The organism is Aeromonas sp. 600479, from assembly GCF_049175515.1.
In the GTDB taxonomy this organism is placed as follows: Bacteria; Pseudomonadota; Gammaproteobacteria; order Enterobacterales; family Aeromonadaceae; genus Aeromonas; species Aeromonas veronii_A.
The window spans coordinates 234,724-253,627 of sequence record NZ_JAAKVF010000004.1 but is presented as its reverse complement, the minus strand read 5'-3'; the positions used below and the strand labels follow the sequence as shown (position 1 = coordinate 253,627).

19 protein-coding genes are annotated in these 18,904 nt (G+C 57.7%); 13 read left to right on the top strand and 6 right to left on the bottom strand.

Going from position 1 to position 18,904, the window contains the following annotated elements; translation table 11 throughout:
- The first annotated feature begins 79 nt into the window (after positions 1–79).
- Together G5149_RS07275 and G5149_RS07270 are read left to right on the top strand one after the other, a co-directional pair.
- Positions 80–622: a hypothetical protein gene (locus tag G5149_RS07275; protein WP_304520823.1), complete on the top strand. Its 543-nt coding sequence runs from the start codon at positions 80–82 to the stop codon at positions 620–622.
- A 216-nt stretch (positions 623–838) separates the two neighbouring features.
- Entirely contained in the window at positions 839–1,120 is a 282-nt protein-coding gene (locus G5149_RS07270; RefSeq protein WP_005337180.1) for an RNA recognition motif domain-containing protein, read from the top strand.
- Between the two features lie 71 nt (positions 1,121–1,191).
- On the opposite strand, the gene G5149_RS07265 is transcribed toward G5149_RS07270, so the two are convergent.
- Positions 1,192–2,091, bottom strand: coding sequence for an aldo/keto reductase (locus tag G5149_RS07265; protein WP_304520824.1), 900 nt, complete (start codon positions 2,089–2,091; stop codon positions 1,192–1,194).
- 147 nt (positions 2,092–2,238) lie between these two features.
- Between G5149_RS07265 and G5149_RS07260 the strand changes: the two genes are divergently transcribed.
- The 3 genes from G5149_RS07260 to ltaE all read left to right on the top strand — a co-directional run bounded on the left by G5149_RS07260 (position 2,239) and on the right by ltaE (position 4,568).
- Positions 2,239–2,646, top strand: a complete 408-nt coding sequence (locus G5149_RS07260; RefSeq protein ID WP_005351138.1) for a helix-turn-helix domain-containing protein — start codon at positions 2,239–2,241, stop codon at positions 2,644–2,646.
- 88 nt (positions 2,647–2,734) lie between these two features.
- Entirely contained in the window at positions 2,735–3,436 is a 702-nt protein-coding gene (locus G5149_RS07255) for a short-chain dehydrogenase (protein WP_421212151.1), read from the top strand.
- Positions 3,437–3,548: 112 nt separating this feature from the next.
- The gene (gene ltaE, locus G5149_RS07250) at positions 3,549–4,568 is read left to right on the top strand and encodes a low-specificity L-threonine aldolase (protein ID WP_266135535.1); all 1,020 of its coding nucleotides are present in this window, start codon (positions 3,549–3,551) and stop codon (positions 4,566–4,568) included.
- 97 nt (positions 4,569–4,665) lie between these two features.
- On the opposite strand, the gene G5149_RS07245 is transcribed toward ltaE, so the two are convergent.
- From G5149_RS07245 to G5149_RS07235, 3 genes are read right to left on the bottom strand one after another with little or no spacing between them, the layout of a single operon-like run.
- Entirely contained in the window at positions 4,666–5,097 is a 432-nt protein-coding gene (locus tag G5149_RS07245) for a PAS domain-containing protein (protein WP_180993760.1), read from the bottom strand.
- 8 nt (positions 5,098–5,105) lie between these two features.
- Positions 5,106–6,128, bottom strand: a complete 1,023-nt coding sequence (locus G5149_RS07240) for a response regulator (RefSeq protein WP_103251765.1) — start codon at positions 6,126–6,128, stop codon at positions 5,106–5,108.
- 54 nt (positions 6,129–6,182) lie between these two features.
- On the bottom strand, positions 6,183–7,121 hold the full coding sequence (locus G5149_RS07235; protein WP_216953384.1) for a LysR family transcriptional regulator: 939 nt from the start codon (positions 7,119–7,121) through the stop codon (positions 6,183–6,185).
- Between the two features lie 832 nt (positions 7,122–7,953).
- On the opposite strand from G5149_RS07235, the gene G5149_RS07230 reads away from it, so the two are divergent.
- The 5 genes from G5149_RS07230 to G5149_RS07210 all read left to right on the top strand — a co-directional run bounded on the left by G5149_RS07230 (position 7,954) and on the right by G5149_RS07210 (position 13,916).
- Entirely contained in the window at positions 7,954–9,906 is a 1,953-nt protein-coding gene (locus G5149_RS07230) for a putative bifunctional diguanylate cyclase/phosphodiesterase (protein WP_421172599.1), read from the top strand.
- Positions 9,907–10,049: 143 nt separating this feature from the next.
- On the top strand, positions 10,050–11,615 hold the full coding sequence (locus G5149_RS07225) for an AbgT family transporter (RefSeq protein ID WP_421212150.1): 1,566 nt from the start codon (positions 10,050–10,052) through the stop codon (positions 11,613–11,615).
- Positions 11,616–11,686: 71 nt separating this feature from the next.
- Positions 11,687–12,412 (top strand): oxygen-insensitive NADPH nitroreductase, encoded by a 726-nt coding sequence (gene nfsA / locus G5149_RS07220; protein ID WP_337072943.1) that lies wholly within the window; start codon positions 11,687–11,689, stop codon positions 12,410–12,412.
- Positions 12,413–12,603: 191 nt separating this feature from the next.
- Positions 12,604–13,368 carry a hypothetical protein gene (locus G5149_RS07215; protein WP_005346503.1) on the top strand — a complete coding sequence of 255 codons (765 nt, stop codon included), beginning with the start codon at positions 12,604–12,606 and terminating at the stop codon, positions 13,366–13,368.
- Positions 13,362–13,916 (top strand): VOC family protein, encoded by a 555-nt coding sequence (locus G5149_RS07210; protein ID WP_337072942.1) that lies wholly within the window; start codon positions 13,362–13,364, stop codon positions 13,914–13,916. Before G5149_RS07215 ends, G5149_RS07210 begins: the two co-directional genes overlap by 7 nt.
- Positions 13,917–14,061: 145 nt before the next feature.
- Here the strand turns inward: G5149_RS07210 and G5149_RS07205 are convergent, their stop codons facing one another.
- Positions 14,062–15,285: an MFS transporter gene (locus G5149_RS07205; RefSeq protein ID WP_335837498.1), complete on the bottom strand. Its 1,224-nt coding sequence runs from the start codon at positions 15,283–15,285 to the stop codon at positions 14,062–14,064.
- Positions 15,286–15,380: 95 nt separating this feature from the next.
- Between G5149_RS07205 and G5149_RS07200 the strand changes: the two genes are divergently transcribed.
- Entirely contained in the window at positions 15,381–16,256 is an 876-nt protein-coding gene (locus tag G5149_RS07200; RefSeq protein ID WP_337072941.1) for a LysR family transcriptional regulator, read from the top strand.
- A gap of 63 nt (positions 16,257–16,319) precedes the next feature.
- A complete protein-coding gene (locus G5149_RS07195; RefSeq protein WP_421212149.1) occupies positions 16,320–17,276 on the top strand; it encodes a LysR substrate-binding domain-containing protein in 957 nt (318 codons plus the stop codon).
- A gap of 81 nt (positions 17,277–17,357) precedes the next feature.
- Here the strand turns inward: G5149_RS07195 and ribA are convergent, their stop codons facing one another.
- Entirely contained in the window at positions 17,358–17,951 is a 594-nt protein-coding gene (ribA, locus tag G5149_RS07190) for a GTP cyclohydrolase II (protein ID WP_005337152.1), read from the bottom strand.
- A 248-nt stretch (positions 17,952–18,199) separates the two neighbouring features.
- On the opposite strand from ribA, the gene cmk reads away from it, so the two are divergent.
- Complete coding sequence (gene cmk / locus G5149_RS07185) at positions 18,200–18,892, top strand: (d)CMP kinase (protein WP_335848506.1); 693 nt, start codon at positions 18,200–18,202, stop codon at positions 18,890–18,892.
- The last annotated feature ends 12 nt before the right edge of the window (positions 18,893–18,904 follow it).

Here is an 18,904-nt window from a genome sequence, read left to right as displayed (position 1 = left end):
GGATGACAAAGAAAACCCCCTTGTCAGCATCCTGATGGCTATTCACAATGGCGCCATTTCGTGATGACAGGAGCTTTTCATGCGTATTACATCCTTGCTTGCCGATTCGCAGGTGCAGCTGTTGATGCCGCCAGCGGTTCGCTATCGCTGCGTCATTTTTCTGTTGTTGCTGGTGAGTTGGGGCGTGGTGGCAGCCTCCTTGTGGGATGGCTGGGGCGCCATGGCGCTGCTCAACTGGGTGGGCGTGGTCTTTGGTGGTATCACCGGGATCATGGTGTCGCTGCCCCGCAGCTGGCAGCCCTGGCGACTGGCGGAGCTGGGGTGGGATGAACAGCATATCTATCTGCTCAATGGCAACAAGGATGAGGCGCTGGCGCTGCCCCGCAGCCAGCTGGTGGCGCTCGAACGGGAGCGGCGAGTGGGTCACGACGGCCAGTGGCTCGACTTCAGCCTCGATCTGCAACTGAGTGAAGAGGAGCTGGCGGCGGCCATAGCCTTACTGGATCTCAAGGCGGGGGAGCTCCATCTGGTGAGCCCGTCGGTCTATCGCTTCGGCTTTAAACGGGCCTGGCACGGTCGCCGGAGGCTGGCGCAACGGTTGTCAGATCTGCAATCGGCCTGAGTCGACTATTTTCTCGACAATTCCCGGCAAAGCTCAGATACTGCCAGTGACTCGAATTGATCTTGTCTGCACTGTTAACCCAAGAGATCAATCACTTGACGACAGTGTGGAGAAGGCCACGGCATGAAGCCATGGCAGGTCCGGCATAGGGGTTGTGCCCTTACCGTTATGCTGGGAATTGCATAGAGAAGGCACCTTGAATCGAGAGTGGATGGCATGAAGATTTACGTAGGAAATCTGTCGTACCGGATGACGGCCGACGAACTGAAAACCCTGTTCAGCCAGTTTGGACAGGTCGACAAGGTTGATATCATCATCGACCGCGATACCGGCCAGTCAAAGGGGTTTGGTTTTATTGAAATGCCGGTCAATGGTGATGCCGAAAAGGCCATCGCTGGTCTGCATGGCACAGAAGTAGGTGGCCGTACCATCACCGTCAACCAGGCCAAACCGAAGACAGATGCTCCCCGTGGTCGCCCGCAACAGCGCCACCGCTAAGGTGCCTCGGCAATAAAAAAACGGCATGGGTTTCCCCCATGCCGTTTTTGTTTCTGGACGTTTTGCTGTTATCAGGGGACGTCGTAACCGAGCGCCGCCTTGCGGATGCGGAACCACTGCTGGCGGTTCAGCTCGACAGATTCGGCGGCTACGGCGGCAGCAATCCGCTCCCGCTTGCCGGAGCCAATCAATGGCAGCGGCTGGCTTGGCAGCATCATTACCCAAGCGTAGACCACCTGCTCGATAGTCTGGGCGCCCACTTCCTGACGGATCTGCTCCAGTTCGGCACGCAGCGGGGCATAGGCGTCATCGCTGAACAGTCGGCCGCCGCCGAGACATGACCAGGCCATCGGCTTGATGCCAAGCTGCTGGCACTGATCCAGGGTACCATCGAGGGTCCCTTCCTGATGAAGCGGCGAGATCTCCAGCTGGTTGGTGACCAGCGGGAAGGGGAGGCGCGATTGCAGTAGCTCGAACTGACGGGCGGTGAAGTTGGATACCCCGGCGTGCTTGATCTTGCCCGCCAGTTTCAGGGTGATAAAGGCGTCGGCCACTTCATCGGCGTTCATCAGGGGATCCGGGCGATGGATCAGCAGCAGGTCCAGATGGTCGGTGCCGAGCTTGCGCAGCGAGGCCTCGGCGCTGGCGATGATATGGTCCTTGCCGGTGTTGTAGTGGTTGAGAGCATGCTCCGGCTTGGCGGTGAGGGCGATACCGCACTTGGTGACGATCTCCATCCGGCTGCGCATGGAAGGCTCGAGGCGCAGGGCGTGACCAAAGGCCTCTTCGCACTGGTAGCCACCATAGATATCGGCGTGATCGATGGTGGTGACCCCCAGATCCAGATGATATTTCATCAGATCGAGCAGAGCGGCCGGAGAGAGCTGCCACTCCATCAGGCGCCAGTAACCCATGATGAGGCGAGAGAAGGTGGGGCCTTGCGGATGCAAGGCGACACGGGATACAGACATGGTTGACTCCTTGAAAAATACGATGCGAAAACGATGTGCAACATAGATGACTGCGGGCATCTTGGCCTCATGTGGCTGGCAAAGCAATAATGGGCAGTGGCATGATTCGAACTTTGGTTCTGATCGCAGAGTAGGAGAGAGAGTTGGATGGAAGGATTTGCCGAGCGCTTGCAGAGCCTGATCGGAGAGATGAGCGTGAGCGCGTTTGCCCGCAAGGTGGGGCTCAGTGAAGCGCTGATCCGCAAATATTTGAAGGGAGCCGAGCCTGGCCTGGCGCGGGCCAACCAGATCGCCATGGGGGCCAACTGCTCGCTGGAGTGGCTGGCAACCGGCTGCGGTTATCTCTACCGTCAGGCGGAAGTGGTAGACAGGGAGGCGTTGGCAGCGGCGCAGCTACTGCTGGGCGAGCAGCAACCCGGGGTGGGGCTGCCCGATGAGGAGGCACTGGTCACCCTGCTCGCCTATTACCAGTTTTTGCGCACCCACAAGAAAGCGGACGGTTTTCTCGACTTGGCGCTGGCGCGGGAGTTTGGTCGCCATCTGGGGGAAGCGTGATGAGGGGCATATTACCCTTTGGTCGTGTCACGGCCGGTTGATTATTCTGATACGCTCTAAGCAAGATAAATTATCCATGGAACGGGCGATGAGCTACTTGATCCTCGGAAGCGGTGCGCTGGGCTCGGCGCTGGCAAGAGAGCTGATGGCAAGGGAGGAGTCCTTCCTTCTGGCCGGGCGCAACTATCCCAAAGGGATCGAGATGGAGGACTTCTTCCCGCTGCCAGATGTCGATGCCATCTCGTTCGATGCCTTGTTTACCCTCTACGATAGCGATCCGCTTCCCACCGTTGTGATCAATACCATCGGCGTGTTGCACGATGTCAGCTTTATGCCGGAGCGGCGGGTCGAAGAGGTGCACCCCAAGTGGCTGTGCGACAGCCTGCTGGCCAATGCCTGGCCAACACTGGCGCTGGCTGCCCGTTTCAGCCGGTTGATGGGCAATGACCATCCGCTGTGGCTCTGCGCCATCTCCGATCTGGCTGGCTCCATTACCGCCAACCGGGAGGGGGGGCGTTACAGCTACCGGATGAGCAAGGCGGCCCTCGACATGGGGGTTAAAACCCTTGCCCTTGAGTGGACGCAGCGTTTCCCGCACGCGGGGGTGGTGGCGGTGGCCCCCGGTTTGATGGACTCCCCAATGAATACCCCCTTTCTGAGCGAGTTGCCTGCGGATCAATTGCTGGATCCTGCCGAGGTGGCGGTGAAACTGCTCAATCTCATCAAGGGGTTATCATTGACTCAATCGGGCCAGCTACTGGATCTCAACGGTCAGCCGCTGCCCTGGTAAATCCCGCCTGCGGGTTCTACGGACGTCTATTGGCTTCACATTCTGCTCATGCGCCCCTTGCCAAGCGAGGGGCGCATGGCTAACGTCACTCTCCTGTTTCAGGAGGGATCTCATGCGCTATATCGATTTACGAAGTGACACCGTCACCCAGCCTACTGACGCCATGCGTCAAGCCATGCTCCACGCCGAAGTGGGTGACGATGTCTATGGTGAAGATCCGGGCGTCAACGCGCTGGAGGCCCATGGGGCCAGATTGCTGGGCAAACAGGCGGCGCTATTTGTGCCATCGGGCACCATGTCCAACCTGCTGGCGGTGATGAGCCACTGTCAGCGCGGTGAGGGGGCCATCCTCGGCAACGCCGCTCACATCTATCGCTATGAAGCGCAGGGGAGTGCCGTGCTGGGCTCCGTAGCCCTGCAACCCTTGCCGATGCAGCGCGATGGCACGCTGGCATTCGATGATATCAAGGCTGCGCTGGCCCCTGATGATGCCCACTTCGTCCAGACTCGCCTGATCTGTCTTGAGAACACCCACAATGGCAAGGTGCTGCCGCTCCCCTATCTGCAAGAGATGGGGGCATTTGTTGCTGAACGTGGCTTGAAGCTCCATCTCGATGGCGCACGGCTTTTTAACGCCGCCGTGGCCAGCGAGACCCCGGTCGAGGTGATCGCCGCGCCATTTGACAGCATCTCGATTTGTCTCTCCAAGGGGTTGGGCGCACCGGTGGGCTCGCTGCTGGTGGGCAGTCACGACTTCATCGCCCGTGCGCGCCGACTGCGCAAGATGCTGGGGGGCGGCATGCGCCAGGCGGGCATTCTGGCGCAAGCCGGTCTGTTTGCCCTCGAGCAGCATGTGACACGCCTGGCGGATGATCACCGCCGTGCCAAACGGCTGGCCGAAGGGCTGGCTGCACTGCCGGGCATCGAACTCGACCTCTCGCTGGTGCAGAGCAATATGGTGTTTCTGCGACTGCGTGAGGGGGAGTCCGCCCCTCTGCTGGCCTTTATGAAGGAGCGGGGGATCCTCTTTTCCGGTTACGGTGAGCTGCGACTGGTGACCCACCTGCAGATCAACGATGACGATATTGAAGAGGTGATCGACGCTTTCACCGAGTATCTCGGGGCGCGTTGAGACGGCTGGTCAGGTAGAGGTTATACCAAGACCTGTTCATACCGAAATAACAGAGGGCGCCGCGGCGCCCTCTGTTATTTGGTTGTTTGCAGCAAACTTAAGCCTGCCGCTGGCCGCCCATCAGCATGGCCTCATCGGTGGCGTCGTAGATCATCACCGCGATATGGGTCACCTGACCGCCGAAATCGGCCAGTGGCACCAGCGTCAGGTTCTGGAACATGTGGGGGGCCGAGCCGGTAATGGGGCGATAGTTGGAGAAACGCAGCAGGTAGGGCTTCTGCTCCCAGGTGCTGAAGGCTCGGTTGTTGAGCTTGAAGACCATGTTGGCCTTGCGCTCGAACCAGGCTCTGTCCACATCGGGGAAGAGCTCGAACAGCACGCCGTCACGCACGTCACTGGCCAGTCGGCCGCTGTGGCTCTCCATAAAGCCGTTCCACACCTGTACCTTGTACTCCTTGTCGAGCACCACCAAGCCTACGTCCAAGTTCTGGACTATGTTCATCAGCCAATGAAATTCACGGATTTCCATAGTCACTCCTAGAGCATGTGCATGATTTTGTTGTTCATGGTGGCGATGGAATCTTCGGTAAACAGCAGCAGCAGATCACACTGCACCGCGTAGTCCTGGATCCGGTAGTTGATCTCGATGGCGAGCGTGCGGCGCCAGCGACTCTTGTTAGTGTTGATCAGCTCGTTGATGGGTCTGTGCTGGCCGAGCACCACCGGGTGCCCCTGACTGAAGGGAGTATCGAGCTGGTTGGCGTAGCCGCGCAGGAAGGCGCCGATCAGCACGTTGGCGGTATCCATCAGCAGCTCCAGTTCGGCGGTGCGATCCAGCGTCCCCTGATGGTTCATCAGCTTGGCCAAATCTTTGAAGCTGGAGTCATGGAACAGGATCAGCGCTTCGCCGGCGATCCCCGCCCCGATAAACCCCTGACAGACGGCGGAGAGGGTATCCGAATCCGCAGCCGCCGAGAGCGCCATATGCAGCTCGGAGACCTCCAGCACGTTGACGTTGGGGATAGGCAGCACCACGAAGGCGTTGAGCAGACGAGCCAGCAAGTCGGCGGCCTGACCCATGGAGACGTTGGCCAGCTCCTGATAGACATCGCGGATTTCGGGGGTGATCTTGACGCCTGCATCGGCTACCACGCCGCTTGGCAAGGGCTCGGCTGCACTCGGCTGATTACCCGATGAAGCACTCCAGAAGCCATGTTGTTTGAGCAGGGCTAGCAGGGTATCTGGGGCGGCGGGCTTCTTGATGAAATCGAGCGCCCCCAGCCCCATGACCCGCTGATAGGCCTCAGGCTGGATATCTCCGGAGACCACGAAAACCTTGCTGCGTAGTCCTTCCCGTTTCAGGGTCTCCAGCACACCGTAACCGTCCATCTCAGGCATAGTGAGATCGAGAAAGATGAGATCCCCATGGCCCATCAGCACCTGTTCGATCCCTTCAAGGCCATTCGCCGCATAGTGCAAATCGACTTTCCAGTCAGCCGGTAGCGCTCGTGCCAGCTGTTTGCGGGCGAACCCGGAGTCATCACATATCAATACATTCATGGCGTTAGGCAGGCTCTGTTGGCAAGGATTGCTATAAGTGTGGCCCGCTAACAGTCAGATGCAATGTGGGAGGTTGTCACCCTGTGAAAATTGGTTATCCCATTGCCGGTTACGATAGCGTGCGGAGTATTTCTCAACAAATTCAGCGAACATCTTAACACGCAACGGGGCGAACTGGTGCTGGCAACACAACATGTAGAAGGGGCGATTGCCGGTCTGCCAGTCGGTCAGTACCGGTACCAGCTGCTCGTCATGGAGGAAGCTGCTCAGATAGTGCAGCGGGGCGTTGACGATCCCCAGATGACGCCGGGCTGCGCGCACGGCGGCCTGAGTCTGGTTGACGGTCAGTTTGGCGCTGCGTTTGATGCAGACGCTCTGGCCATCCTTGTCGGTCAGTTGCCAGTGCTGGTGTGGCCAGCAGTAGATGAGATCATGTTCTTCCAGCTGGCTGGGGTGGGAGGGGGTTCCCTTCTTGGTCAGATAGAGTGGCGAGGCAAACAGGCCGTACTCGATATGACCGAGACAGATCGCATTGGGCAGCGACTGGGGCAGCTCACCGTTGAAGAACACCAGATCCCGATCATTGTCGAACAGGTGCTGGTGATCATTGGTCTGGGTGATATCGAACTGTACCTCGGGATAGTGCAGCCCGAATTCGGCCAGCATATCGATGAGGATGGTGTTGGAGAGCGCGATCGGCGCGGCTATCCGGATAAGCCCGGTGATGTCTGCTTCTTTACCCCGGATCTCGCTGGTGGCCTGCTCGATTTGTGCAAGCGGTGTGCAGAGACGCTCGTAGTATCTGAGCCCTTCATCGGTAAGACGGAGTTTACGGGTAGAGCGATGTAGCAGGGAGCAACCCAGTTGCTCTTCCAGCTGGGAAATGCGTCGACTGATGGTGCCTGTTGGCATGCCCAGTGCGGCTGCAGCATGGGAGAATCCTCCCTCTTGCACCACCTTGACGAACAGGTAGAACTCTTCGATGTGCTTCATAAACGCTGTTCTGGGTGTAACAAGGGGGCAACCATAAAAAGAGCCTTATCGCTTGGCAAGGGTAATTCAGCGTTTAATTGATCTGGATTCGATTTCTACTGATACCAGTTTAGATTTTCAATTGTTCTCGAATGAGGATTATTTTCTGCACCACAGTCATTGTTGCGAGATGTCACCCGTTAGCTCAAGAGAGAGAGGCGACATGGTATGACTACAATACGACCCATCCTCAGGCAAAAAGAGGATCGTGCTGGTCAAGAGCAGTTCTTTTTTTCGGCGATGTGAATGTGATGACAGTCGCATATTCATCATGCCGGTCTGGAGAAGGTAGATATTCGGTTTTGAGGTATTTAAGTTCCTTGTTAAGTCGCTATTTGGGGCCGGTTTTGCTCTTTTTTGTCTGTTTATTCAACGCGCTGGTTAATAAATGAAAGTTTTACGAGGGAAATGCCGGCACTTTTTTAGTTGACTTTGTTATCAGTAAATAAGTGTTTGTTGTGAATCGTAAAAATGTTTTTTGAAGTATCCAGAGTGCAATTCTTAGTGCTTGTTTTTGCTGGGAAAAAAAGTTAAAAACGAACGAGAGATTTGTTCTGATTGACAGGAGTATTGGCTGAGTCCTTTTTTCTGTGGCTGGATTGGCTCTCCTGTTGTTGATTTCTGAAATCAGTTATCTGCTTTTGGCCATCGCGAGAAATAGTGGCCGAGAGGTGTTTTCACCTTGCATTCTTCATACGGCGGTTTGCCCATTTGTTTTCCGGTTCACCAGTGACCATCCAGCATGAATGACTTTGACCAGATGAATACGCTTGACGAACGGTTACTGAAGACAATGGATGTTCTACATACCCCTATCTGGGTCTATGACATCGAACATCACCATATTTTCTGGGCAAACCGCGCAGCACTTCCCCTCTGGGAGGCCACCTCCCTGGACGAGCTCTGTTCCAGGGATTTTTCGGCTGATATGGCCACAGCCATAGCGCTGTTGTTGCAACGCTACCTCGGTGATTTTCAGCAGGGGCGAAGTTACAACGAGTGGTGGACTATCTCCCCAAAGGGGGTCAAGAAGCAGATCTATCTACGCCTCTCCGGGATTCAGCTGGCTGGCCGTCTGATGATGATGACCGAGGCGGTGCTCGACTCCGATACCCTCTATCAGGAGTCCTCGCTGGCAACCGGTGATACCCTGGCCTGCCTGTTCGATAGCAATGGCGCGTTCGAAAGCGGCAACTATCACTTCGAGATGTGTTTCGGTCACCGGATCGCCACGCTCTCCCAGGTTTTTTCCGGTAGTGACGACAGTTTTTACCAGAAGCTCTCCCGACTCGATGAAGTAGTGACCGAAGGGGAGTGCCGAACCCTCAAGGGGATGCGCTGGTTCCAGTATCAGTTCCGCTATATCCAGCAAGGAGCACGGATCCTGCTCACCATGCGCGATATTACCGATCGTAAACTCGAGGAGCTGGAGCATCGCCACCTCGCCTGGCATGACTCCCTGACCGGCCTGCTCAACCGTTATGGCTTGATGAAATCTCTCGAGGCCTATTGCGGGTTGGGGGAGCGTTTCGCGCTGGTATTCATGGATCTGGACAACTTCAAGCTGGTCAACGACAACTACGGCCATAAGGCGGGAGACCGCCTGCTGGAGCGGGTTGCCGGTCGCCTCAAACAGATTTGCCCCCGCGATGTTGAGCTGGCCCGTCTTGGCGGGGACGAGTTTACCGCGTTGGTTCCCTTGGGAAACCAGAGCGAACGAGCCCAGGATGTGGCCGATCAGATGCTCTCCCAGATGACCAAGCCGCTGCAACTGAGCGGTCTGCCGGAGGTAACCATCGGCGGCAGTATCGGCATTGCCATCTATCCCGATGATGCGGACGATGGTGATAACCTCATCACCCGCGCCGATATGGCCATGTATCAGGCCAAGCAGATGGGGCGGCTGCGCTGGCAGCGTTTTACCCCCAGCATGCAGCAGACCCTGCAGCGCAAGCTCAATCTCAAGCAGTTTCTGGCCAAGGCTATCGGTCGTCAGGAGCTGAGCCTCTGTTACCAGCCACAGGTCGATGTCGCCAAACGGCGTCTGATCGGTTACGAGGCGCTGCTGCGCTGGTATAACCCGGTGCTTGGCCATGTCTCGCCAGTGGAATTTATCCCCCTTGCCGAAGAGATGGGGCTGATCCGCGAGATCGGCAGCTGGGTGCTCTCTACCGCGCTTGCCCAAATGGCCAGTTGGAAGAAGCGCCTCCATCACCGGGTGCCAGTCTCCGTCAACCTCTCTGGTTTCCAGCTCTCGTCGGCACTGCCCGGGCAAGTGCGCCAGCAGCTGGAGCTGCACGGGGTGGATGCTTCCCTGTTGACGCTGGAACTGACCGAAACCGTGCTTATGCTGGATATGAAGGGGTGCCTCGATATTCTCGATGACTTGAGTGAACTGGGGATCAAGATTGCCATCGACGATTTTGGTACCGGCTACTCATCCCTTGCCTATCTCAATCGCCTGCCCATCGATACGATCAAGCTGGATCGCTCTTTCGTGGTCGGCCTCAACCTGCCGGTGATCCGGGCGACTGCGGCCATGGCCACCAATCTGGGGTTGGGGATCATGGCGGAAGGGGTGGAGGAGCCTCACGAACTGGCCGCACTGCAGACCCAGGGGTGCCATGTGTTCCAGGGATATCTGTTCAGCAAGCCGCTGACGGTGGCACAAGTCGAGGCAAGCGGTTTCGTGGTGGAGTGTCAGGTTGGGCGTTATCCACTGTTAGATGCCGTGATGGCAGAGTAACAAGTGTGCGTTAGGCCACAACTTGGAATTTTATTCCGCAATATTTAATCAAAATTAATCATTCTTTTGCGATCGGTCATGAGACGGATTGGCTGGAATTGCTAGCATGCGACCTCGTTTCTAGGGAAAGGAGTATCGCAATAATGAGTCATGCTGCTGTCAATTACCGTCCGGCCAGCCCTCCCAAAGGTTGGCTGAACCGTTTCCTCAATGGCGTCGAGAAAGCCGGGAACAAATTACCCGACCCCGCCATGCTGTTCCTCTACGCCTTGCTGATCGTCTGGGTCGGCTCCTGGGTGTTGTCACAATTCCAGTTTGATCTGGTCAACCCCCGTACCGGGGAGGCGGTAGTGGTCAACAACCTGCTGACCGGTGCCGGTCTGGCCGAGTTTCTCTCCACCATGGTGACCACTTTCACCGGCTTTGCCCCGCTGGGCATCGTGCTGGTGGCCATGCTGGGGGTCGGGGTGGCCGAGCAGTCCGGTTTTATCAATACCGGTCTGAAAAAGTTGCTCAAAGTGACGCCTGCCCGTTTTCTCACTCCCATGCTGATCCTGGTAGCGATCGTCAGCCACACCGCTGCAGATGCGGGCTATGTGCTGGTGATCCCCATCGGTGGCATCATCTTCCACGCTGCCGGACGCCATCCGCTGGCGGGGATCGCCGCCGCCTTTGCCGGTGTCTCCGGCGGTTTTGCCGCCAACTTCCTGCCCTCCGGCGGGGATGCGTTGCTGCAGGGCTTTACCCAGTCCGCCGCTCAGTTGCTCGATCCTGACTACATGGTCAACACCCTTTGCAACATCATCTTTACCGGAGCCTCTTCGCTGCTGATCATCTGCGTCGGCTGGTTCATTACCGAAAAGGTGGTGGAGCCGCGCCTCAAGCATGTGGCGCTTAACGAGGATCTGGAGAGTGCCGACGAGATGGGGCGCTACAGCGCGCAAGAGAGCCGAGCCTTCAACTGGGCCGGGTTTGCCATGCTGGCGGCTATCGTGCTGCTGGCGCTGGCGCTCTCCCCGAACGATTCCCCGCTGCGTGCTGCCGATGGCTCCCTGACCACCTTCGCTGCCCCCGTGATGAAGTCCATAGTGCCGCTCATCTTCCTGCTCTTTATCCTGCCCGGGATTGTCTACGGCTTTGTCGCAGGCAGCTTCAAGAGCGGCAAGGATGTGATCGATGCCATGTCGGCCACCATGAACAAGATGGGCTCCTACATGGTGATGGCTTTCTTCTGCGCGCTCTTCATCAAGGCGTTTGGTGACTCCAATCTGGGCACCCTGCTGGCCCTTTCCGGTGCCGAAGTGCTCCATGCGCTGGCGCTGCCCGGTGAGGTGACCATCGTCGGGATGATCCTGCTCACCGCCACCGTCAATCTGGTGGTGGGGTCGGCCTCGGCCAAGTGGGCGCTGATCAGCCCGATCCTGGTGCCCATGCTGATGGCGGTGGGGATCTCTCCCGAGCTGACCCAGGCGGCCTATCGGGTCGGTGATTCTGCTTCCAATATCATCACTCCGTTGATGGTCTTCTTCCCGCTGGTGGTGGTCTATTGCCAGCAGTATGTGAAGAGCACCGGGATTGGCACACTGGTCTCCATGATGCTGCCCTACTCACTGGCCTTTCTGGTGAGCTGGACCATCTTTCTGCTGCTCTACTGGGCGCTCGGCTTCCCGCTCGGGTTGCAAGCCCCTTACGTCTATCCGGCCCCTTAAGCTGGGTGTGCGAGGGAGCCTTGGGCTCCCTCGTTTTTTTCGCTATGGTGTTACCTCATTTTGGAGGTGCCATGAATCAGACCATCGATCTTATCCTTTCCCATCGCTCCATTCGTCAGTTCACTGCCGAGCCGATCGCCCCGCAGCAGCTGGATGCCATTCTCGCCGCCGCCCAGTCCGCCTCGACCTCTAGCTTTTTGCAGGTGACCAGTATTGTGCGAGTCAGCGAACCCGAGGCGCGTGAGCAGCTGGCCATGCTGGCGGGCAATCAACCCTATGTGGTGCAGGCGGCCGAGTTTCTGGTCTTCTGCGCCGATTACCATCGTCACAGCCAGATCGTGCCCGAGGCCCAGACCGGTTATGCGGAGCAGTTGCTGATCGGGGCCATCGACGGCGCCCTGATGGCGCAAAATGCCCTGCTGGCAGCTCAGTCGCTGGGGCTGGGCGGGGTCTATATTGGCGGCATTCGCAACCATCCGGCCGAGGTGAGCGAGCTGCTGGGCTTGCCCCATCAGGTGATCCCGCTGTTTGGTCTCTGCCTTGGTCATCCTGCCCAGCAGCCGGAGCAGAAACCCCGTCTGCCCAGGGGATTGGTGGTGCATCAGGAGCGCTACCAGCACGAGCTGGATTGCGACCTGCTGGCCCGGTACGATCAGCAGATCGCGGACTACTATCAGGCCCGCAGCAGCAACAACAAACAGCAGACCTGGAGTGGCCAGATCCGCGCCATTCTGGGCAAAGAGTCCCGTCCTTTCATGCTGGGCTTCCTGCAATCACGGGGCTTTAACCTCAAGTAATGGCGCTAATGGGCGATACTATGGAGAGATAATCAACATGGTCATCATCCCCTGAGTCTGCAATCTCTCCCTGAGACCGGGGGCACAGCTTGGTGACAAACGTGGGCAAGGGGGGGATCTGCAGGCTACCTTAAGTGGGTAAGCTGTTGTAGGATCACGCAATTGAATAGGAACAGGGGTTTGGACATCCTATGATTTTAACTTTGGTATTGCTGTCTATCGGCGCACTCCTGTTTTTGGTTATCGCCTATAACGTGGTGCAGCAATATAAGCAGAAGGCGGAGGCGGACAAGCGTCACGCCGTTGCCAGACACAAGACTGTGGCCGATGAGACCGAAGAGGTGCTGCTGAACGTCAATCTGGTGCCTTTCTCCAAGAATATGGTGTTGCTGTTGCAGCACCGGATCCTCGATGCTTATCGCGCCATCGCCCAGGTGATGCCCAACAACCAGATCAAGCAGCGTATCGCCGATGTGCAGACCCAGATCAAGAATGTGCAGGAGAACTATAGCGTTCAGGATGAGGGGCAGTTCAAGACCCCGGAGTCCGATCGTCAGGCGATCCAGATGCTGCAACTAGTCAAGAAGATGCGGGCCGTGCTGCGTGTCGAGCACAACAAGGGCAAGATTGACCCTCAGGGGTTTGCCCAGGAAGAGCGTCGCCTCGAGCTGATGCAGCTCAAGATCAACATCTCCAATCTGGTCAAGCGGGCGATGGATGCCCGCATTCAGGGCCAATATGGTACTTGCCGCCAGCTCTATACCAAGGGTCTGTCGGCCATGGCGAGCGTGGGCGACAAGGATCCCTATCTGCTGGCTCGTGAAGAGGATATGCGTCAGGGGCTCAAGGAGCTTGAAGAGCTGCAGCAGCAAAACAGCGCGCAGGATCTGCAAAACATCAAGGACAAGGAAGCCGACGAGCTCGATGTCCTGTTTCAACCCAAGAAGAAATGGTAAGCATGTCCCACCCACTCGATTCCACACTGGGGCCAATGGCCCCATTTGTTTCTCAGCTGTTGGCCGAACTGGCCGCCACTGGCGTCACAATTTCACAGCCAACGGTCGATCACCTCTGTTATCGGGCGGCAACCCTGCAGGAGTACCGCGCGCTATGTGCTGTGTTGGCTGAGGCGGGCACCTTGCTGGTGGAGGGTATGATTGGCGGACGTCCCATAGCCACTTATCAGTTGCATCAGCCGCTGTTGGTTGATGAGGTACAGGTACCCTGTATCGAGCTGGCTGCACCGAAACCGGGTCGCGTCCATCGGGCTGGGCTGGAACATATCGAGCTGGTGGTCGCTTCACTGCAGGAGCTGGTAGCGCGCTATCCCGAGCTGCCATTCAAAACCGGCAACATGCAGGATACCCGCAACCCCGATATTGGCCTGATGTTGCCCTCCGGACAGATCAAGTTTCATCTGCTCCCGCTGGCGGAGGTGATCGCCGAAGAGGTAGCGACCGGTGCTGTGGTCGCGGTGCCTGCGGATTATTTCGAGCAGGAGTGATCCTGCGCTCAATGCGGTGCGAGCCTGACAGGATCTTGAATAACGCAGCAAAAGGGGTCACCGGTGTGACCCCTTTTGCTATCTGGCGGTGCTTGGTGGCGAGATCGCTATCTGCTCGTGGGTGACCCTGTTTGTGCTGAGATCGTTACCCGTGCCGGTGTGGTTGCTGGGCGGGCAGTGGCGATTGGCTTCGCTGCTTGAGACGGCCGAGCCAGAGGCTCAAGCCTGCCGTCAGGATGAGGACCAGTTCAATACCTATGACCAGACCGCCTAGCTCGCCCTGTTCCCAGAAGGGGTGCAGGTAAAGCCCACCCAGACTGGCTCCCAGATAGTAGGCCACCAGATAGAGGGAGGAGGCGAGTGCACGGTTGTGTTCGACATGATGACCGACCCAGGCACTGGCGCAGGCGTGTGCCAGGAAAAAGCCGAAGCTGGAGATCAGCAAGCCACTCAGGATCCCGAGCAGGCTAGCTTGCAGCAGCCACAGACTCCCGAGGGCCATCAGGGCGATCCCGACCAGCAGCATGCGTTGTGCGCCCCAGCGGTTGGCAAATCGGCCACTTAGAGAGGAGGCCACCGTTCCCGAGAGATAGGTGAGAAACAGCATGCCGAGCCACTGGGTGGGCAGGGAGAAAGGGGGCTTGGCCAGCAGGAAGGTGAGATAACTGAACTGGTTCAGAAACACCATAAAGTTGAGCCCCCCGATAAGGTAAGCCCCTACCAGCAAGGGGTTGGTCAGGTGTTGCTGCAAGGCGCGGGCAAATTGACCTCGAACGGGGGCGCTTGCCACAAAGCGGGTCTGATGGGGCAGCAGCCAGAAGACCAGCGGCAGCAGTGACAGGCTGATCACACCAATCCCCAGAAAGGTATGCTGCCAGTCGCCAAACCAGCCTGCCAATAGGCCGCCGACCACCCGACCGGCAATGCCACCGAGGGAGTTGGCGGCAATATAGACCCCCACCGCCGAGAGCAGTGCCCGTTTACTGAACTCTTCCCCCATATAGGCAATCGCGGTCGCGGGCAGCCCTGCCAGCAGCGCGCCCTGCAGGATGCGCAGCAACAGCAGGGAACCAAACTGCTCAACCAGCGGGATCAACAGTGAGAGCAGGATCGCCAGGGTGAGTGTACCCAGCATGACCTGCCGACGGCCATGGCGATCCGCCAGTCTGGCGCAGATCAGCAGGGAGGCGGCAAGGCCTGCTGTGCATCCGGCCAGGGTCCAGCTGGCCGAGAGGGAGTTGACCGAGAAGACCTCGGCAATCAGAGGTAACAGGGGGTGGGTCTGGTAGAGATTAAGAAACACCAGAAAAGAGCCCAGGCTGAGGGCCAGGGTTGCACGTATCCACTCGCGACTTCCAACTTCAATCATTGCGTATTGTCCTGACTACTTTTGGTCAGGGTAGAGTCCTTGCGGTTATAAATATAATATATTTAAGTTATCCATCTCATAAGATGAATTGATAAATGGATCTGAAACAGCTCACTTATCTGCTGGCGGTCAGGGATGCCGGCTCATTTACCAAGGCAGCCAACAGTTTGCATGTGGCACAACCGGCCATCAGCATGGCCATTGCCAAACTGGAGCAGCAGCTCGAGCTGCGGCTGTTTGATCGACAGGACCGGGCGGTACGGCTCACCCCTGAGGGAGAGGTGCTCTGTCGCCATGCCGAGCGTCTGTTGCTGCAGATGCATCAGGCCGAGGCCGAGATGGCAGAGCTCAAGGGGTTGGAGCGGGGGGAGGTACGGATCGGGATCCCCTATATGATGGGCTCCTACTATTTCCCCTCTCGTCTGATGGCCTTCAAGCACCGCTACCCCGGCCTCAAGATCCGGGTCGAAGAGGCAGGTACTCGCGAGTTACTCAGCCGGATGGTGGATGGCTCCCTCGATCTGGCCATTCTCATCACCAGTGATCTGCCGCCCGCCATCGAGGGGGCACATCTGTTGAGTGAAGAAATGTTGATGGTGGTGGGGGATGATCACCCCTTGCGCGACGAACCGGCCGTCACCCTCTCACAGTTTTTCGCTCAGGAGCTGGCGTTGTTTCGCCGCGGTTTCTACCACCGCGAGCATATGGAGGCGCTGGCCCAGAGCCTCGGCGTCGAGCCCGATATCGCCTTCGAGAGCAATCTGATCCCTTTGCTCAAGGCGGTGGTGCGGCAAGGTTTTGCGGTAACCACCTTCTTGCGAATGGTGCTGGAAGAGGAGCCGGATCTGAGTGGCGTGCCCTTCGACCCGCCCATCAACCTCGACCTCTGTGTGGCGTGGCGGCGTGGCGATCCGCTCTCCATGGCCAATCGTGCCTTGCGTGATTTTCTACTCAAGGAGCGCCCGGCCTGATGGCGGCGGGTCATTGCTGAAAGTTTGTTACTATTAACGGTGGGTTCGCTTGAGGGCTACACCATGAAATTGCAGCAATTGCGCTATATCGTCGAGGTGGCGAACCACAGGCTGAATCTGTCGGCCACCGCCGAGAGCCTCTTTACCTCCCAGCCCGGGATCAGCAAACAAGTGCGGATGCTGGAGGATGAGCTGGGGATCCAGATCTTCGAGCGCAGCGGCAAACACTTGACCCAGATCACCCCCATAGGTCGGGATGTGATCAAAGTAGCCGCCGAGGTGCTCGACAAGGTCGCCACCATCAAAGTGATGGCCAGGCAGCATGTGCATCCGGAGCAGGGAACCCTCACCATTGCCGCTACTCATCTGCAGGCCCGTTATATTCTGCCTGCCATCCTCAAGGGTTTCATGGCCCGCTTTCCCAAAGTGGCCGTAACGGTGATGCAGGGGAGTGCGGCGCAGTGCCGAGCAGCCGTGCATGATGGCGCTGCCGATCTGCTGCTGGCGGATGAACCGGAGGATGGGAGCGATCTGCTTGTGCTCCCCTCTTTTCAGTGGCAACGGGGCTTGGTGCTGCCCAAGGAGCATCCATTGGCCAGAGCAACATCGCTGACCCCGGCCGAGCTGGTGGAGTTTGCATTGGTGACCGATGGAAGGGCTCTCTCCACAACTCATGGCTCTGATTGCGCTCATGCCGAGAGCCGGATCGCCTGCTGTACGAGCGACAGCGATGTGCTCAAGACCTATGTCAGACAAGGGATGGGCATCGGAGTGATGGCAACTTTTGCCTGGGAACCCCAGCGCGATGGTGATCTGGTGCTCAAAACGGTGCCTTGGCTACCTAGTGGCGTTGCCGCTATCGGGTTGCGCAGAGGGGCGTTTTTGTGCGGCTATCTGTATGACCTGATTGGACGTCTCGCGCCGCAATTGACCCGGGAGCGGGTTGAACAATACTGTGCTGCCCGCACTGGCGAAGAGCTTGAAGCTATGCTGGCCAATTTGACCGTGCCACTTAGATAGCTTGGGTTGATGTGTGGTCATCCCAAGAAAAACGCCTCCCAATGGGAGGCGTTTGACAATCTGACATTCGTCAATTCAGGCTCACTTCTTCAGCATATGATCCAGCTTGTTGGCCTTGGTCGACAGATAGAACTCGTTGTGGGGATTGCGCCCTTCCTGCAACGGTACCCGTTCGGCCACCGGAATACCGAAGGATTCCATCGCTTTCATCTTGCGCGGGTTGTTGGTCATCAGTTTGAGAGACTTGACCTCAAGCTGCTTGAGCATATCGGCGCAGATGGTGTAGTCGCGCATATCGGCGGCGAAACCAAGGGCCACGTTGGCTTCCACGGTATCGGCTCCCTGATCCTGCAGGTGATAGGCGCGGATTTTGTTGAGCAAGCCGATGCCTCGGCCCTCTTGACGCACATACAGCAACACGCCACGACCGGCTTTGGCGATATTCTCCATGGCCGCCTGCAACTGGAAACCGCAGTCACAACGCAGGCTGAACAGGGCGTCGCCGGTCAGGCACTCTGAGTGGATCCGGCCCAGCACGGGCTCTTCACCGGTAATGTCGCCCATCACCAGTGCGGCGTGATCTTTGCCTGTGCCGGTTTCCTGAAAACCTACCAGCGTGAAGGTGCCCCAAGGGGTTGGCAATTTGGATTTGGCCACGAGGGTAACGCTGCTCATAGGTTGCTCCTTACTACTAACGGCTCAAAAAAGGGGGCCAGTTTAGCGCGCCTTGTCAGGAACGACCATAAGAACAAGTCCCTGCATTGCTTAATGAAATCTCCAAATGAGATACAAGCACAGCTGTCCGTCGGGGTTTTGGCCCTTTGTGCGGATTGATGACTGCCAGGCTCACCACATTCGGGTATAATCGGCGCCCATTAACCCACCCCTTCGGGATGGGAGCAACACAGTGCAGGAGAGAAGTTATGCCTCAGATGGCCCCCGTAATGACAATTGATGGCCCCAGTGGTGCAGGTAAAGGCACCTTGTGTCAGCTGCTTGCTGAGAAGCTGGGTTGGCACTTGCTGGACTCGGGCGCCATCTATCGGGTGTTGTCCCTGGCTGCCCTGCATCACGATGTAGAGCTGGACAGTGAAGCCTCACTGGTGCCTCTGGCCGCCAATCTGGATGTGCAATTTCAGGTAGAAGGCGATCTGGTCAAGGTGATCCTGGAAGGGGAAGATGTCTCCCGCACCATTCGCACCGAAGAAGTGGGTAATGCTGCCAGTAAAATCGCCGCCTTCCCCCGGGTGCGCGAAGCCTTGCTGCGCCGTCAGCGGGCATTTCGTCAGGCCCCGGGTCTGATTGCCGATGGTCGTGACATGGGGACAGTTGTTTTCCCCGAGGCCGAGGTGAAGATTTTCCTCGACGCCAGTGCCGAAGAACGGGCCCAGCGTCGCTATAAGCAGTTGCAAGATAAGGGCTTTGATGTTAACTTTGAGCGTCTTTTAACCGAGATTCGGGAACGTGACGATCGCGACAGAAATCGCGCTACTGCACCCCTGAAAGCGGCAGAAGATGCTCTGGTGGTAGACTCTACCGCCATGACCATAGATGAAGTGCTGGCAACAGTACTCGCCTATGCAGAGCAACAACTTGGTGATGCCAGCGCAAGCTGACATCCGGTCGTC

Coding starts and splice junctions, on each gene's coding strand:
- G5149_RS07275 (WP_304520823.1), top strand. CDS start 80: ATGCGTATTACATCCTTGCTTGCCGATTCGCAGGTGCAGCTGTTGATG.
- G5149_RS07270 (WP_005337180.1), top strand. CDS start 839: ATGAAGATTTACGTAGGAAATCTGTCGTACCGGATGACGGCCGACGAA.
- G5149_RS07265 (WP_304520824.1), bottom strand. CDS start 2,091: ATGTCTGTATCCCGTGTCGCCTTGCATCCGCAAGGCCCCACCTTCTCT.
- G5149_RS07260 (WP_005351138.1), top strand. CDS start 2,239: ATGGAAGGATTTGCCGAGCGCTTGCAGAGCCTGATCGGAGAGATGAGC.
- G5149_RS07255 (WP_421212151.1), top strand. CDS start 2,735: ATGAGCTACTTGATCCTCGGAAGCGGTGCGCTGGGCTCGGCGCTGGCA.
- ltaE (WP_266135535.1), top strand. CDS start 3,549: ATGCGCTATATCGATTTACGAAGTGACACCGTCACCCAGCCTACTGAC.
- G5149_RS07245 (WP_180993760.1), bottom strand. CDS start 5,097: ATGGAAATCCGTGAATTTCATTGGCTGATGAACATAGTCCAGAACTTG.
- G5149_RS07240 (WP_103251765.1), bottom strand. CDS start 6,128: ATGAATGTATTGATATGTGATGACTCCGGGTTCGCCCGCAAACAGCTG.
- G5149_RS07235 (WP_216953384.1), bottom strand. CDS start 7,121: ATGAAGCACATCGAAGAGTTCTACCTGTTCGTCAAGGTGGTGCAAGAG.
- G5149_RS07230 (WP_421172599.1), top strand. CDS start 7,954: ATGGATGTTCTACATACCCCTATCTGGGTCTATGACATCGAACATCAC.
- G5149_RS07225 (WP_421212150.1), top strand. CDS start 10,050: ATGAGTCATGCTGCTGTCAATTACCGTCCGGCCAGCCCTCCCAAAGGT.
- nfsA (WP_337072943.1), top strand. CDS start 11,687: ATGAATCAGACCATCGATCTTATCCTTTCCCATCGCTCCATTCGTCAG.
- G5149_RS07215 (WP_005346503.1), top strand. CDS start 12,604: ATGATTTTAACTTTGGTATTGCTGTCTATCGGCGCACTCCTGTTTTTG.
- G5149_RS07210 (WP_337072942.1), top strand. CDS start 13,362: ATGGTAAGCATGTCCCACCCACTCGATTCCACACTGGGGCCAATGGCC.
- G5149_RS07205 (WP_335837498.1), bottom strand. CDS start 15,285: ATGATTGAAGTTGGAAGTCGCGAGTGGATACGTGCAACCCTGGCCCTC.
- G5149_RS07200 (WP_337072941.1), top strand. CDS start 15,381: ATGGATCTGAAACAGCTCACTTATCTGCTGGCGGTCAGGGATGCCGGC.
- G5149_RS07195 (WP_421212149.1), top strand. CDS start 16,320: ATGAAATTGCAGCAATTGCGCTATATCGTCGAGGTGGCGAACCACAGG.
- ribA (WP_005337152.1), bottom strand. CDS start 17,951: ATGAGCAGCGTTACCCTCGTGGCCAAATCCAAATTGCCAACCCCTTGG.
- cmk (WP_335848506.1), top strand. CDS start 18,200: ATGCCTCAGATGGCCCCCGTAATGACAATTGATGGCCCCAGTGGTGCA.